Here is a 14,390-nt window from a genome sequence, read left to right on the forward strand (position 1 = left end):
TTCACTTCAGCTCCTCGATCAGTTCGGCCAGGCGCCCGCGATAGGCGCGATGGTTAAAGCGTTCTGCCCACTGCCGGCATTGTTCGGGCGATTCATCGGCGGCCCGCTCGCCGAGGCTGATCATCAGCTGCGTCAGCGCTGGACCATCAGTGGGCGAAAAGCGCGGTGCCGACGGCGGGGTGATTTCATCCAGCGATGTGCCGCTGGCCACCGCCACCGGCGTGCCGACGCTCAGGGCTTCGATCACCGGCAGGCCAAAACCTTCGGCGTAAGACGGTTGCCACAGGCGCGACGCCTGGCGGTAAAGCGCATGCAGTTCGGCATCCGACACGCCACTGAGTGCACGAATCCCAGGCAGGCTGCGCTGGTTTTCAGGCAAATGATCGAGGCTGCCCACCAGCACCAACTCCGGCACGCCGGGGGACTGGCGCCGCGCCTGCTGCCAGGCCTCCACCAGGAACGGCACGTTCTTGCGCAGCTCGCGGGTGCCCACCAGCAACCAATAGCGCTCGGGCAATTGGCGCGGGCCGAGGTCCGCCGCCAGTTCGGTAAAGCCGTCGACCTGATTGGGCAGCACACGAATCTTGCCCGCGGCCTTGGGAAACAACCGCGCGGTTTCATCGGCGCTGTACTGCGACGGCGTCCACACCCGGTCGGCGCTGTGCACCGCGTAGGTGATCGACAGGCGATCGCTGGTCTTATAGATGAGCGCCTTCAAGCGGTTGGCGTGGTAGTTGTTCAAGGTGATCTGGAACAGGTCATGCAACAGCACCACGGTGCGCAGGCCCTTGGGTTTGGGCGGCAACGGCAGGCCCATGTTGAAGGTGCTGATGTACAGGTCGATGTGGTGCTCGCGCAACGCCCGTGGCAGAAACCCGGCTTCGAAGCGCAGGCGATTCTGCGGCTGGTGCATGGCGGTCTTGGCGCAACCCCAGGCCGGGCAGTGCGCCTGCAAGCGGGTTTCATCGCCCAGGGGCGCCACGGTAAACCGCTCGAGCTCGATGCCGGGCAGGCCGTGCAGGGCGCTTTCCAGCGCGTACACCTGGCGGCTGATGCCCGATTGCGGCGAGGTGCCGACGGTGCGGTAATCCAGGCCTACACGCATGCGGGCTCCTTTTGATTCTGGGGCAAAAGGGTCGTGTAGACCTTTTCCAGCTGGCTGGCGGCGACGTTCCAGTCATGGGCACGACGCACATAGGCGCGGCCGGCTTCACCCATGGTCGTGGCGGCATCGGGAAATTGCAGCAGGCGCACCACGGCATCCGCCAGGCTCGCAGCGGTTTGCCCGCCGAGGTAATCCAGGCCTTCCACCAGGTCCAATCCCGATACGCCTTGCTCGGTACTTGCCAGCGGCAAGCCGGCGGCCAAGGCTTCCAGTACCTTGAGCTTGGAGCCGCCGCCATGGCGCAACGGCGCCAGGAACACCGAGCAGCTCGATTGCAGGCTCAGCAGGTCGGGCACAAAACCCTGCCACTCGATACGCGGGTCCGGCCAGCGTGCGCGCCAGCTGTCGGGCATGCCGAAGCCGCACACGCTCATGCGTACGTCGGGGCAGCGTTCCCAGACCTGGGGCAGGATTTCATCCAGGGCCCATTCGATGGCGTCCACATTGGGCGCGTATTCGTAGTTGCCGAGAAACAGCACGCGTTGGGTGGTTGGGTCGGGACGGGCGGCGGCGAAGTGATCGCAATCCACGCCGTTGACCACCACCGACACCGGCTTGCCAGCGATTTTTTCCAGTACCTGCGCATCGCTGTCGGTCACCGCGACCACCTGGGCGGCCTGGCGCATCACGCGGCGTTCCCAGCGGGCGTAGCGCCATTGATCGTAGCGAATGAACGGCAGCGACCAGCCCGGCAAACGGTCATACGTGGCGGCGCCAAGGGCCGATTCAACGTTGTGTTCCGTCAGCACAAAGGGTTGGGACTTGCGCGCCAGCACCTCTTCATACGGCTGGAAGCTGTAGCTGTGTTCGATTTGCACCACGTCCCAAGGGTCACCCAGCAACCAATTGAAGGTGTCCTGCAATTCACCCGACAAACCATTCACGCTGGCCAGCAGCGGGTACGGCGCAAACAGCCCGGCCAACAGGGTCGTGACGCTGCGCAGAGGGCGGCGCGGCAGGATGATCAGTTGTTCGAGAAACGCTTCCAGCACCTGGCGGTCGCTGAGCGACACCGGGTGTTTGTCATGCAAAAGCAGGGTGATCCGATGCCCGCGCGCGGCGAGGTTGCGCAGCAGATGGAACTGGCGCGTCTTGCCGCCGCTGGTGGCGGGCCAGGGTGAGTAGGGCAGGATCCATAAAATACGCATGGCAGGCCTCAGTCCCATAACAGAATTTGCAGGTTCGACTTGACCGGCACGGTCAGGCCGCTGGTGCCGCTTACCGGGGTTTGTGTGCCGCGCAGCGGGTCGTACAGGGTGGCGCTGGCCAGGCCCGGCAAGTGGGCGTTGCCGCCCTGGGCCGACCAGAAGAACCACAGCTTGCGCCCGTCGGCGCGGGTCCAACCGATGCTGAACAGGCCGTCGGGCAACTGGTCGGCAACCGGCGGATCGCCCGGCGTGAGCGTCGGCCCACTGACGTCGAGGAAGTTCTTCAAGGCGGTGTAGACGGGCTTGGGGTTGGTGTCGATATCCAGCAAGCCGTAGGAGCGGTCACGCACGCTGGCGCGCTGGTCGAGGTCGCTCAAGGTGAACAGGAAAATCTTGTCGAAATCCATCGCACTCATCAGCGCCAGGCGGCGGACCACGTAGTCGGCCTGGGCCTGGAGGGTGATGATGTCCTGGGCGTCTTTTGGCCCCTTGTAGGTTGACCAGCCCCACTCGGTGCTCCACAGCGTGTTCACGCCGCCATGGCGCAGGGCCTGGTTGAGCTGGGTGGTCTTGGCGATGAAGTCCAGGTTGGCCGGGTCGTTGCCTTCGGGCAATTGGGTATAGGGGTGGTAGGAGATCACTGTATTCAGGCTGGCCACGCCGAGTGCGCCCAGGGCGTCGAACATGGTCTGGCCACTGGGCATTTCGCTGAAGAACGCCATGCCGGCGGCCACCACCGGTTTGCTCGGGTTCACTGCGCGCAAGGCGTTGGTGGTGACGGTCAACAGATTCGCGTACCCGGCAGGGTCTGCCGCCGGGCGCCAGAAGCCGAGCAGGTTCGGTTCGTTCCAGACTTGCCAGGCCTCGACGCTGGGGTAGCGCTGCGACAGCAGAGCCATGCGGTTGGCAAACACATTGGGGTCTTTCGGCGGGTACTGGTCCGGGTACATCGACAGCGGCGGGGCGCTGCTGATAAAACGCGCCGACCCCACCAGGTAAAACACCGACTTGATCTGGTTCTGCTGCAGCTTGCCCACCAACTCGTCGAGGGTGGCGAGCTTGTATTGGTTCTGCGCGGTTTCCAGCTGATCCCAATGCAGATCCAGGCGCACCCACTCCAGGCCCAGGGCCTTGAGGCGGTCGATCTGCTTCTGGTAGCGCTCGGGGCTGAACCACAAGAACTGCGCATTCACCCCGAGGAAGTCCTTCCAGACCACCTCCTTGCTGCCCTTGAGCACATGGCTTTCGGCATCCGCCTGGCGTCCCCACAAGAATGCGGTCAGGCCCAGGGCGGCGACCACCGCGAGGGTGGCCAGGTAGGTGCGTTTACGCGCCATAGGGGGCTCCGGTGATGGCCTGCTCGAAGAGCTGCTTGAATTTCCGCGCGGTCAACGGCCACACGCGCTCACGGCCGATTTCGCCGGCCCGTTCGGCCCAATCCCGGGCCAGCAGCGGCGTACGCGCCAGGCGCAGCAGCTGTTCGCCGAGCGCGGCTACATCACCCTCGGGGTAGATCGCGCCGTTGCCGCTGGCGACTTCCTCGGCAAACGCGCGGGCGTCGGAGGTGATCGCGCCGCGCCCGCAGGCGGTGGCCCAGGACAGTGCGCCACTGGTGCCACGCTGGCGCCCCAGCAGGCCGAGTTTTTTCGATTCACGGTAGGGCAGCACCATCACGTGGTGCGCCTGGATGGTCTGGGCGATGTCATCCGCCGGCAGGTTCAGGCGCCAGTCGATGGCGTCGGTCAGGTCCAGCGCCGCGATCTGTGCGTTCAACTGCTCCAGGTAGTTACCGCCTGCGCCAAACGCCATTTCCGCGGCGGTGCCGCCCGCCAGTGTCAGGCGCACGCGGTCGCGCAATTCGGGGGCTTGCTTGAACACATCCGCCAGTGCCTGCACCAGGTCTTCGATGCCTTTGCCTCGGTAGATAAACCCGAAATACAGCAGGCGCAGCGTGGCGAGGGGCGGTATTGGTGCCGCCGGGATCGGCAGATTGGCATGGTTGATCACCGCAACTTTGCCGGCCGGCAGGTGCATGCGCTGGCTCAGGCAGTCGGCGCCCAGGCGGGTGAGGGTCACCAGCCGGGTCAGCCCCTTGGCGACCTGGCGCTCTTCGCGCAGGGTCAGCGGGTCGGCCAGCACCACGGCTGCCTGCGGCAGTGGGCTGGGCAACCTTTCCATCAGGTTCAAGGGGAACGGCAGGTGCTCGCGGCGCCACACGATGCGTTCCGGGTCATGCACCGTGGCGGTCAGCGGCAACTGGGGGTAAGCCTTGCGCAATTCACGCAAGGCCAGGAATTCCCCCAGGCGCCCGCCGCCCAGTTCGGCGTGTACCAGGTCGACGGCCTGCCAGTCGAACGCGTCGATGGCCTGTTTGATCGCTCCGGAGTTGCCCGCCACCCCGGCCAACGGCGTCAGCACCGTCACACCAAGGTGTTCCAAGGCCGTGCGGAAATGGTTCGCGTAGTCGGCGATCCCGTTTTTCTCCGGCGGCAAGGGGGCGAGCAGGGCGATTCGCATCAGAACGCTCCCCGGTACTTGCCGATGGTGCGCAGCACTTTGCCCGGCACTTCAAACTTGCGACGGTTGATGATAATGCCGTCCACCTTGCCGAACGCGGTGTTGAGGATCGACAACGCATGCTCCACCACCGGCACGGTACTTTTGCGCGCTTCCACCACCAGCCCGATCAGGTCGGCGCGACGCAGATCGACGAACGCCTCGCGGTTGTCCAGCAGGGCCGAGGCATCCAGCAGCACCACTTCACCCGGCGCAGCAGCGTGCGGCCCGCCGACGCGCACGTTGATGCCGTTTTCACTGAGCAATTGGCGCAGTTGCTCAACCACAAAGGTCACCCCTTCGCCGTGACGCGCCGAGGTCAGGCCCAGGGTCACGCCCTGTTCGGCAATGCGCTCGGGCTGCAGCAGGCTGTACAAACGGTAGATGCTCGCATTGAACGCGTTGGTGCTTTGCGCGGTGGAGGTGTCCAGCTCCGGCAGGGTGGTCCACAGCGGCAGGCCGAACTTGCGCTCCACCAGGCCACCGTCGTGAATCCGCTGGTCGAGCAGGTAGCACAGGTAGATCACCAGCAGGCCGACCACGATGGCGAACGGAATCGCCAACACCAGCATCACCAGGGTTTTCGGGAAGATGCGGCCCGGGTTCAGGGTGGCTTCTTCGATCACGGCGATGTTGCTGATCTGGCTATTGTCCAGCTCACGGTCGATGCGCGATTTTTCCAGGTTATCCACGTACAGCGCGTAGTTGCGCTCGGTGGTGTTCAGCTCGCGGGAAAGGCGAGCCAGCTCCGGCTCGATCTCCAGGGCCTGCTTGCGTTGCTCTTCCAGGTTCAACAGTTGTTTCTGTTGTTGCACCAACTGGGTACGCAGCGCCACGTTGTTGCTGGTTTCATCCAGCAACACGCGCTGCAAGTGAATTTCCAGGGTGTTCGGCGCACGGTTCTCCGAGGCTTGCACCGTGTTGCTCTCGCTGTTGACCTGCATCTGCATGGCCCGGATCGACGCGTCCAGGGCTTTGACCGGCGGCGCATTGTCGGTATAGGTGCGCATCATGTCGGCCTTTTCCAGCAGCTTCTGGTTGAGCAGGCGACGCAAATCCTGCTGCTGCGGGTTCAGGGCGATCTGGCGTACGGTGGTGACTTCCTTGGGTTGGCCCTTGAGCTGGGTGCGCGTGCTCTGGATCGCGCTGTCGGACGAGGCGATCAACCGCGTCGTGTTGAAGGTCTCACCGCGCAGCACGTTGATGCGCTCGGACAAATCCTCCAGGCGGTCGGTGATGCTCGCCGCGCCGATCTGGTTCAGGTGCGTGAGGATCTGCTCCTTGTAGCTCTTGATCTCGGTGGCACTGTTGGCTACCTGGCCTTCGTAGAACGCGTACAGGCTTTTGCGCCCCAGGGCCTCGGTACGCTCGTTGATGTAGGTCTCGACCCAATCCTTGACCACCGCCTGGGCGATCTCGGGGTCACCCCACTTGAAGCTGATGTCCATCACCGTGGAACCGACGGCGTGGCTGACCTCGAAGTTTTTCTCCAGGCTGGCGGCCAGGCGTTCCACCGGCGTGGTTTTCTCCACGATACCGACGGTTTCAAGCACTACGCGCAGGCCATCGAACACCGCGCCCACGCCGCTCTTGACGTAGTACTTGGTGCGCTTCCAGAAACCTTCCGGCGGCGGCGCGTTTTCAATCACTTCCAGGTAATGCTCGGCCACCGCGCGTACGATCGGCCGGCCGGTGAGCAGGCGCTCTTCGTCGACAATCGGGTCGCGTTGGGTGCTGGGCATTACCAGCGCCTGGCGGTTGCTGATCTCGATGGGCAAGGTCGAATCACGCCCTGGCTTGACCAACAGGCGCGCGGTGGACTCGTACTTGGCCGGCAGCAGGAACGCTCCCAGCAGGATGATCACCAGCGCGGCAATCGCCGCCAGCTTGAACTCATGCCGGAAGATGAAGAACAAGCGCAGAAGATCACGAAAAGAACGGATCTCGATCATTGGGATGTCGCTCCTTTAGTTGTTGCCGCCGCTGGTTCGGGTGTAGTTGTAGCCAACCCCGATCGACTTGGTGAACGGGATCAGTTGGTTCATGTAGGTATCCACCCCCTGGATGCGTTCGCCCACGTTGGACTTGGGCACGAATACCACATCGCCGCGTTGCAGGCGCACGGGTTTGCGTCCGTTGGGACCGGTCTTGAGCAACTGGCTGAAATCCAGGAAGTACGCGCGATAGGCACCCTGGGCGTCTTCGCGCAGCAGGGCGACCATGCTGGCGTTGCCTGCCGGGCTGACCCCGCCGGCACCGATGATGGCTTGTTCCAGGGTGTTGGCCGTGGCGATCTGCACCGCCGTCGGGTTGTTCACCGCGCCGCCGACGATGATCGAGCCGCTCGGCGCCTGGTTGATGTTCACCGTCACACGCGGTTCGCGGTAGATGGGCGCGAGTTTGCCGGTCAACTCCGTGGCCAGCTCCGACGGCTGGCGACCGGCGACCTGCACCGGCCCCAGGAACGGGTAGTTGATCTTGCCGTCGGTCTGCACCGTGTACAGCGTCAGCTCATAGATGGTGCTGACGTTGAACGCCGACAGTGTCGGCATCTCGCCGGCATCGCGGACGATGCGCAACTGGTCGCCGATGCGGATGCGCTCCACCGCCGGCGGCAATTGTGCCAGCTGGTCGAGGGCGCGTTTGCCGGCCTCGACGGTGTCACTGTCGGGCGGGACGATGCGTGCCGGCGTATTGCAGGCGGCCAGGGCCACCATGGCCACGACGAGCAGGGTTCGTTTCATCAAGGGGGACTTCCTGTGGGTCATGATGCTCACCTCCAATAACCGGGAAACATGCTGATGCGCCGCTTGAGGGCGAGGGGGAGGCGGCGCTCCAGATGGCCCAGCCGGTAGCCGAGCAGTTTGAACGCGCTGCGCACCAGTACTTCGGGAACACGGTGCAAGGCACCGGCCTTGCGCAAGGCCGCCAGTTCAGCCAGCACGTAGCGTTTGCCTTCGCCACCGGCATCGCCAAAGGCCTGCTTGATCCACGGTTCGCGGCCGTAGAACACGCCGATATCGAAGTAGCGGTGAAACTCATCCATGAGCTTGTAATCGTGCGAGTGATGCACCAGCGCCGTGGCGGCGTAGCGCACCTTGTAGCCTTCGAGCAGCATGCGCGCCGCCACATAGGCGTCCTCGCTGCCGATCACATCCGCCGGGAAACCGCCCACCGCCTCCAGCACGCTGCGCCGGTACACGGAAAACGAGTCGGAACTGAAGCAGGTCTTGATCCCCAGCTTCGGCGCATCGGCCAGGCTCTTGCTGCGGCTCTGCTCCGGGTAGTTGAAGTGCCGCGATTGCGCACCCAGTACTCCGGCATCGGGGTGCGGCAACTGACGACCGTAGGCCACGCCGTTGAGCGGGTCCTGCTGCAATTCGGCGAGCAGGTTGGCGAAGGTTTCCGGGGTGGCGGGGATCGCGTCCTGGGTCATCACGATCAGCGCGTCGCCGCTCACCTGCCCACTGGCCCAGCGCCGGGTGCCGCCGTGGTTGAAGTCACGCGCGTCGATCACCTCGACCCGCGCCCCGAATTCGCGAAAGCGCGCCACAGTGTCATCGTTGGAGGCGCTGTCCACCACCAGCATCTCGTCGGGTTGCAGGGTTTGCATCTTCAGCGCCGGCAGCAGGCGGCCCAGATGGCTGGAGGCGTTACGGGTCGGGATGATCAGTGAGGTGAGCATGTCATTTCTTCACTTCTGCGGGCGCGCGCCCGTAGATGTCGTCGAAACGCACGATGTCATCCTCGCCCAGGTACTCGCCGCTCTGCACCTCGATCATCACCAGGTCGATGATGCCGGGGTTGGTCAGGCGGTGTTTGTGCCCGGCGGGGATGTAGGTGGACTCGTTGGCGTTGATCAGGAATTCACGCTCGCCGTTGGTGATTTGCGCCGCACCGCTGACCACCACCCAGTGTTCGCTGCGGTGGTGGTGCATCTGCAACGACAGCGACGCCTGGGGCTTGACCACGATGCGCTTGATCTTGAAGCGGCTGCTTTCCTCCAGCACGGTGTAGGTGCCCCATGGCCGGGTGACGGTGCGGTGCAGGCTGTACGCCGGGTGGTTCTGGCGCTTGAGCTCGGCGACGATGTAGCGCACGTCCTGACTGCGCTGGGCGTCGGCGATCAGCAGGGCGTCGGGGGTGTCGACGATGATCAGGTCGCGCACGCCCACGGCGCCGAGTACGCGCTTGGGCGAGTCGATGTAGCAGTTGTGCACGTCGTGCAGAATCGCTTCGCCGTTGACCTGGTTGCCATGGGCGTCGCTGGGGGTGAGCTGGCGCAGGGCTTCCCACGAGCCGATGTCGCTCCAGCCGATGTCGCAGGGCACCACGGCGACTTGCCTGGATTTCTCCATCAGCGCCACGTCGATGGACACATCCGGCGCGCTGCCGAAGGCGTCCGCGTCCAGCTCACGCTGGCGTGAGGTCTTGTTCTGCAGGTTTTGGCTGTGTTCCAGCGCGGCGCGGGCAGCGTCCAGTACGTCCGGTGCATGGGCGGCGAGTTCGTCCACCAGGGCGCTGGCCTTGAAGCAGAACATGCCGGCGTTCCACAGGTGTTTGCCGCCGGCGAGGTAGCCTTGGGCGGTGGCCAGGTCGGGTTTTTCCACGAAGCGCTTGACCCGATGGCCGGTGCCCAGCGCCTCGCCCTGTTCGATGTAGCCAAAGCCGGTTTCCGGATGATCCGGCTGAATGCCGAAGGTCACCAGGTAGCCCGCTTCGGCCAGGTCGCGGGCCTGGGTCACGGCCTCGGCGAACGCCACTTCATTGAGGATCAGATGGTCGGCGGGCATCACCAGCAACTGCGCGTCACCGCCGAAATGCTCCTGCACATGCAACGCCGCCACGGCAATCGCTGCCGCCGTGTTGCGGCCGAACGGCTCCAGCAGCAGGTCCAGGGGCAGATGGGCCTTGTTGACCAGGCGGTAGTCATCCAGGGTGCGGAACAGCAGGTCGCGGTTGGTCACTGTCAGCACGCTTTCCACACCCGGCAGCTTGGCCGCGCGCTGGAAGGTTTTCTGCAGCAGGCTCTGGCCGTCGCGCATGCGCATGAACGGCTTGGGCATGTTCTGCCGGGACACCGGCCACAGCCGCGTGCCCGAACCACCGGAAATAATGCAGGGAATCAATCCGTTGAGTGTGTTCATCAATAGACTTCCTTGGTGGAAAGGACGGCTGGGACCGTCATGAAAACGATGTACAAGTCGAACCACACCGACCACTTGGAGATGTACTCCAAGTCGTATTCGACCCGTTTCTGGATCTTGAACAGGGTGTCGGTCTCACCCCGGTAGCCGTTGATCTGCGCCCAGCCGGTGATGCCCGGCTTGACCCGGTGCCGCGAGCTGTATTCGCTCACCGCCACTTCGAAGGGAATGCCCGCAGCCTTGGTCGCAGTGGCATGCGGGCGCGGGCCGACCATGGACATGTTGCCCAGCAGCACGTTGAACAGTTGCGGTAGCTCGTCGATGCTGGTCTTGCGGATGACGCGGCCGACGCGGGTGATGCGCGGGTCTTCGCGGGTGGTCTGGCGTTCCGCGGTGAAGTCGCTCTGGTCGGTGTACATCGAGCGGAACTTGAACACGCGGATTTCGTTGTCGTTGTAGCCATAGCGGTTCTGGCGGAACAGCACCGGGCCTTTGGAATCGAGCTTGATCGCAATCGCCGTTATTAGCATCACTGGTGACAGGCATACCAGCGCCAGGCTGGCCAGCAGCAAGTCCTCGCAGCGCTTGATTACCGGCGACCAGCCGCGCAACGGCAATTGCGAGGTGTTGAACATCAGGATGCCGCCCACGTCGGTAATCTTGCTGTGGCCGTAACGCAGGGCGGCCATGTCTGGTACCAGCATCACGTTCACCGATAGCTGCCGCAGGCGGTTGACCAAACCATGGATGCGCTGCTCGGCGGCCCAGGGCAGGCAGATCATCACCTGGTTGACCTGCTCGGCGCGGATCAGCTTTTCCAGGTCGCGGGTGTTGCCCAGCAGGGGCAGGTTGCTCAGTTCCTTGGGAATGCGTTCGGTGCGGTCGTCGATGAACCCGACCAGGCCGGAGCGGATGTCACCGTTGCGCAGCAGGTGATCGGCAACGTGTACGGCGGTGTCGGTAAAACCCAGGATCACCGTGCGTTGCAGGAATTTGCCGGCACGCATCAGCTTGCGATACAGGCGCAGCATCAGCAGGCGCTCCAGGCAGAACAGCGCCAGGCTGGCGACGTACCAGGTCACCAGGTTGCGCGGGGTCAACTGCGGGAACATTTGCAGGATCTGGTACATGAACAGCAGGATGCAGAACGCCGCCGACCAGGCCTTGATCTTGGTTTTCAGGCGCAGGCGATTGCTGAACAGTTCTTCGGAATAGATGCCCAGCGCCTGGAACAAAATAATGGTGAGGACCGCGAAAAATACCAGCAGGCCCAGGAAGTGGGCGCGCAGCTCAGGGGCCATCGGGTCGAGCAAGAGCACCAGGACCATGGGGGGCAGAATGGCCGTCAGGCCATGGACCAACTTGACGAAAACAACAAAGAACTCAACAAAACCGGCGCGCGTTAAGAACAGGCTGTCGACGGACGACTTCTCTCGCATACAAACATCCCTCATTGCACTCCAGGCTTCACTGTTCGACGGTTTGTTCAATAAGCGGTGACTGGCTTTAGAACTGGGGTCGAACGACTACGCTGGGTAATACGCAACTAGCCATTCCAAATGCGGCTATCCATTTGAGTGGGTTTTGCGGGGTAGTGACTAAAGGAGTGTTCCTTTGATATGTGTTCAGTCAATGAATTGACGATGGTGCGGAGGTGGCGTGTTAGACAGGTTAACTGGCTTTTTCTTAGGCATTTTATTGACGTTCCTTGTCCGAACACTCGGTGATTGGGTGTGTTTTTGAGTGTAGGAACAAATGTCAGATTTTTCCTGCTTAAAGGAAAAACCTTTTTCAATGCGAGGTAGGAAAGGGGGACAAAGAGGGAGGGGCAGGGCGCACTAAGTACCCTGCCACCGGGGCTTTCACCGGATCAGAAGTTGCCTTTCAAACTGACGGTAAAATTGCGCGGTTCACCGTAGAAGTTGCCCCAAGAGGCGGTGCCGACCGTGTTGTAATAACTTTTATCGAACAAGTTGTTGCCGTTGAGCGCCACGGTCCAGGTGTCATCGAGGCGATACGCCACGCGCGCGTTCCAGGTGGCGTAACCGGCCTGTTCCAATTTGATGGTTTGCACGCGGTAGTTGCTGCTCTGGGCGTTGACTCCGGTGCCCACGCTCCATTTCGACAGTGCGCCATCGAGCTGGTAGTCACCCCACACGCGCAGCATGTGCCGAGGCACATAGGTGTTGGAGACGCCGCCTTCTTTTGTGCTGTCAATGGTGTTCAGGGATTTGGTCTGGGTGTAGGTGTAGCCGCCGAACAGTTGCAGGCGCTCGAGCACTTCACCGCTGATTTCGGCCTCCACGCCTTGGGCGCGCACCTTGCCTTTATCGGTGTAGCAATAGCCATCGGCAGAGGTCGGGCAGAAGCTGTTGTAGTCGGTTTCGGCGCCGTTTTTCTCGATGGCACGGAACAATGCCAGGGAGCTGTTGAGGCGCCCATCGAACCATTCGCCCTTGATACCCAGCTCGTAGTTGTCGCCGATTTTCGGTTTGAGCGCCGCGCCATCGGCCGTAGCGTAGGCACTCTGCGGCTGGAAGATATCAGCGTAGCTGGCGTACACCGAGAGGTGCTCATTGAGGTCGTAGATCAGTGCGGCGAACAGCGTGACCTCGCCGGTTTCCTTGGTGTGCGCATCTTGCAGGGACCACTCGCCCCAGCCCAGGTTATAGGACTCGCGACGGTTGTCGTACCAGCTCACGCGACTGCCGACGATGAACATCAACGGCTCGGCCAGGCGCAGGCGCAAGGTGGCATAAGTACCGTATTGGGTGGCGGTTTCCTTGACCGTGCCGCCACGGTACATGTTCGGCCAGAAGGTGCTGTTGGCCGGTTCCGGGAAGTGGTGGTCTGGCTGGTAGATGCTCTGGCGTCTGGGCAGGTTCTGGATTGCATAGACGTCGTCCTGGGTTCCGCGGCTGCCGTTGGCGCCGAGGATCACTTCGTGTTCCAGGCCGAAGGCTTCGAACTTGCCGTCGATATAGGCATCGAGGCCGTAGTCCCTGTGGTCGTAGTCCATCAGCGCTGCATAGGAGTTGGCCGTCGGCGTCGGGTCGCCGTAGTTGATGGTGCCTTCGCTGGCGGCGTATTTGGTGTCTTGCAGGTTGCGGCTGTGCACTGCCGAGACCTTGAGTTTCCAGTCATCGTTGAAGTGGTGGGTGACGTCGGCAAAGAACGTGGCACGCCGGCTTTGCCAGTCGTTCCAGGATTGGCCAAGGCAGGTCGAGCGGCTGAGGTTGGCGCTTTTGCCGTCGGCGTAGCGCGGCAGGCCACCCCAGCACGGGGAGGCATCGACATCCTCGTAGCTGGCGCCGACGCCCAGGGTCGTGTCAGGTGTGAGGTCAAAATCCAGCGCACCGTAGAACGCCTGGTCCTTGCGCTTGGCGATGTCCATGTAGGACCCGCGATCCTGCTGGCTCACGGCAGCGCGGCCACGCAGCGTGCCGCTGTCATTCAGCGGGCCGCCGGTGTCGAGATCGGCGCGGTAGTTGTCCCAGGTGCCGGCCGACAGCGACAGGCTGGTGGTGGGCTTGGCCTGTGGCCGTTTGCGCACAAAGTTCACCGCGCCGCTGGCGGTGCCGGCCCCCTTGAGCATGCCGGCGGCGCCCTTGAGCACTTCCACGCGGTCATAAATCGCCATGTTCGCACTGAAGCTGTCGGCCTGGACGTAGTCCTTGCCCATGTCCAGGGGCACGCCGTCGTACTGGTACTGGCCGAGCATCTTGAAACCACGGGAGTAGAAATACTTGCCGCCCATGGGCGACTCGTAGGAGGTGATGCCGGGCGTGCGCTCCATTACGTCGTCGATGGTGGTGACGTTCTGGTCGTCCATGAATTGGCGGGTCATCACACTCACCGATTGCGGGGTTTCCCGCAGGCTGTGTTCGCCCTTGCCGATGGTGACTGCACCGGTGGTGTATGACCCGGTGCCCTCGGTGGTGACACCCAGGCGTTCGCCGTTGATAAGGGTAGCGCCCAGGCTCAGCGAGCCGGTATCGGCCACTTGCGGCAATAGCATCCAGGTGCTGTTGCCCTGGCGTTGGGCTTCAAGGCCCTGGCCGCGCAGCAATTGCTCAAGCGCTTGCTGAGGATCAAGGCGGCCGCTCAAGCCCGGGCTTGTCTTGCCGGCGACGCTGGTGGCGTCGTAGGACAGGCTGATACCGGCCTGGCGTGCGAACTGATCCAATGCAGCGGCGAGGGCGCCGGCCGCGATGTTCCAGTCACGGGCCTGGGTGTCGCTGGACGGTGTATCGGCCATCACGGCCAGGGGCAGGGCACTGCTCAGGCAGGCGCCAAGCAAGGCGGCCTGCATGGCGCGCTTGAGGGGTGAACGTTGGGAGGGGAACGCTTGCATGACCGCGGGGTGCTCCTGAA

Annotated in this window: 10 protein-coding genes; all 10 read right to left on the minus strand. The window is 63.2% G+C overall.

Annotated elements, in window-relative coordinates:
- Position 1: 1 nt before the first annotated feature.
- Positions 2-1,105: a glycosyltransferase family 4 protein gene (locus tag AC3WP7_RS24950; RefSeq protein ID WP_093127049.1), complete on the minus strand. Its 1,104-nt coding sequence runs from the start codon at positions 1,103-1,105 to the stop codon at positions 2-4.
- Entirely contained in the window at positions 1,096-2,313 is a 1,218-nt protein-coding gene (locus AC3WP7_RS24955; RefSeq protein ID WP_092249528.1) for a glycosyltransferase family 4 protein, read from the minus strand. The genes AC3WP7_RS24950 and AC3WP7_RS24955 overlap by 10 nt, the downstream gene beginning before the upstream one ends.
- 8 nt (positions 2,314-2,321) lie before the next feature.
- The gene (locus AC3WP7_RS24960; RefSeq protein ID WP_071489729.1) at positions 2,322-3,650 is read right to left on the minus strand and encodes a GH39 family glycosyl hydrolase; all 1,329 of its coding nucleotides are present in this window, start codon (positions 3,648-3,650) and stop codon (positions 2,322-2,324) included.
- Complete coding sequence (locus AC3WP7_RS24965; RefSeq protein ID WP_093513823.1) at positions 3,640-4,830, minus strand: glycosyltransferase; 1,191 nt, start codon at positions 4,828-4,830, stop codon at positions 3,640-3,642. Before AC3WP7_RS24965 ends, AC3WP7_RS24960 begins: the two co-directional genes overlap by 11 nt.
- Positions 4,830-6,821 (minus strand): GumC family protein, encoded by a 1,992-nt coding sequence (locus AC3WP7_RS24970; protein WP_071489727.1) that lies wholly within the window; start codon positions 6,819-6,821, stop codon positions 4,830-4,832. Before AC3WP7_RS24970 ends, AC3WP7_RS24965 begins: the two co-directional genes overlap by 1 nt.
- 15 nt (positions 6,822-6,836) lie before the next feature.
- The gene (locus AC3WP7_RS24975; protein ID WP_071489726.1) at positions 6,837-7,613 is read right to left on the minus strand and encodes a polysaccharide biosynthesis/export family protein; all 777 of its coding nucleotides are present in this window, start codon (positions 7,611-7,613) and stop codon (positions 6,837-6,839) included.
- Between the two features lie 29 nt (positions 7,614-7,642).
- The gene (locus AC3WP7_RS24980) at positions 7,643-8,554 is read right to left on the minus strand and encodes a glycosyltransferase family 2 protein (protein WP_102592949.1); all 912 of its coding nucleotides are present in this window, start codon (positions 8,552-8,554) and stop codon (positions 7,643-7,645) included.
- 1 nt (position 8,555) lies between these two features.
- Positions 8,556-10,016, minus strand: a complete 1,461-nt coding sequence (locus AC3WP7_RS24985; RefSeq protein WP_102592950.1) for a mannose-1-phosphate guanylyltransferase/mannose-6-phosphate isomerase — start codon at positions 10,014-10,016, stop codon at positions 8,556-8,558.
- Positions 10,016-11,455 carry an undecaprenyl-phosphate glucose phosphotransferase gene (locus tag AC3WP7_RS24990; RefSeq protein WP_102592951.1) on the minus strand — a complete coding sequence of 480 codons (1,440 nt, stop codon included), beginning with the start codon at positions 11,453-11,455 and terminating at the stop codon, positions 10,016-10,018. The genes AC3WP7_RS24985 and AC3WP7_RS24990 overlap by 1 nt, the downstream gene beginning before the upstream one ends.
- A 431-nt stretch (positions 11,456-11,886) precedes the next feature.
- A complete protein-coding gene (locus AC3WP7_RS24995) occupies positions 11,887-14,370 on the minus strand; it encodes a TonB-dependent siderophore receptor (RefSeq protein ID WP_102592952.1) in 2,484 nt (827 codons plus the stop codon).
- Positions 14,371-14,390 lie beyond the last annotated feature (20 nt).

It is taken from the genome of Pseudomonas sp. FW305-3-2-15-C-LB1 (assembly GCF_058787615.1).

Excerpts from the sequence above, each read along its gene's own strand:
- AC3WP7_RS24950 (WP_093127049.1), bottom strand. The coding sequence starts at position 1,105 with ATGCGTGTAGGCCTGGATTACCGCACCGTCGGCACCTCGCCGCAATCG.
- AC3WP7_RS24990 (WP_102592951.1), bottom strand. The coding sequence starts at position 11,455 with ATGCGAGAGAAGTCGTCCGTCGACAGCCTGTTCTTAACGCGCGCCGGT.
- AC3WP7_RS24955 (WP_092249528.1), bottom strand. The coding sequence starts at position 2,313 with ATGCGTATTTTATGGATCCTGCCCTACTCACCCTGGCCCGCCACCAGC.
- AC3WP7_RS24980 (WP_102592949.1), bottom strand. The coding sequence starts at position 8,554 with ATGCTCACCTCACTGATCATCCCGACCCGTAACGCCTCCAGCCATCTG.
- AC3WP7_RS24995 (WP_102592952.1), bottom strand. The coding sequence starts at position 14,370 with ATGCAAGCGTTCCCCTCCCAACGTTCACCCCTCAAGCGCGCCATGCAG.
- AC3WP7_RS24985 (WP_102592950.1), bottom strand. The coding sequence starts at position 10,016 with ATGAACACACTCAACGGATTGATTCCCTGCATTATTTCCGGTGGTTCG.
- AC3WP7_RS24960 (WP_071489729.1), bottom strand. The coding sequence starts at position 3,650 with ATGGCGCGTAAACGCACCTACCTGGCCACCCTCGCGGTGGTCGCCGCC.
- AC3WP7_RS24970 (WP_071489727.1), bottom strand. The coding sequence starts at position 6,821 with ATGATCGAGATCCGTTCTTTTCGTGATCTTCTGCGCTTGTTCTTCATC.
- AC3WP7_RS24975 (WP_071489726.1), bottom strand. The coding sequence starts at position 7,613 with ATGAAACGAACCCTGCTCGTCGTGGCCATGGTGGCCCTGGCCGCCTGC.
- AC3WP7_RS24965 (WP_093513823.1), bottom strand. The coding sequence starts at position 4,830 with ATGCGAATCGCCCTGCTCGCCCCCTTGCCGCCGGAGAAAAACGGGATC.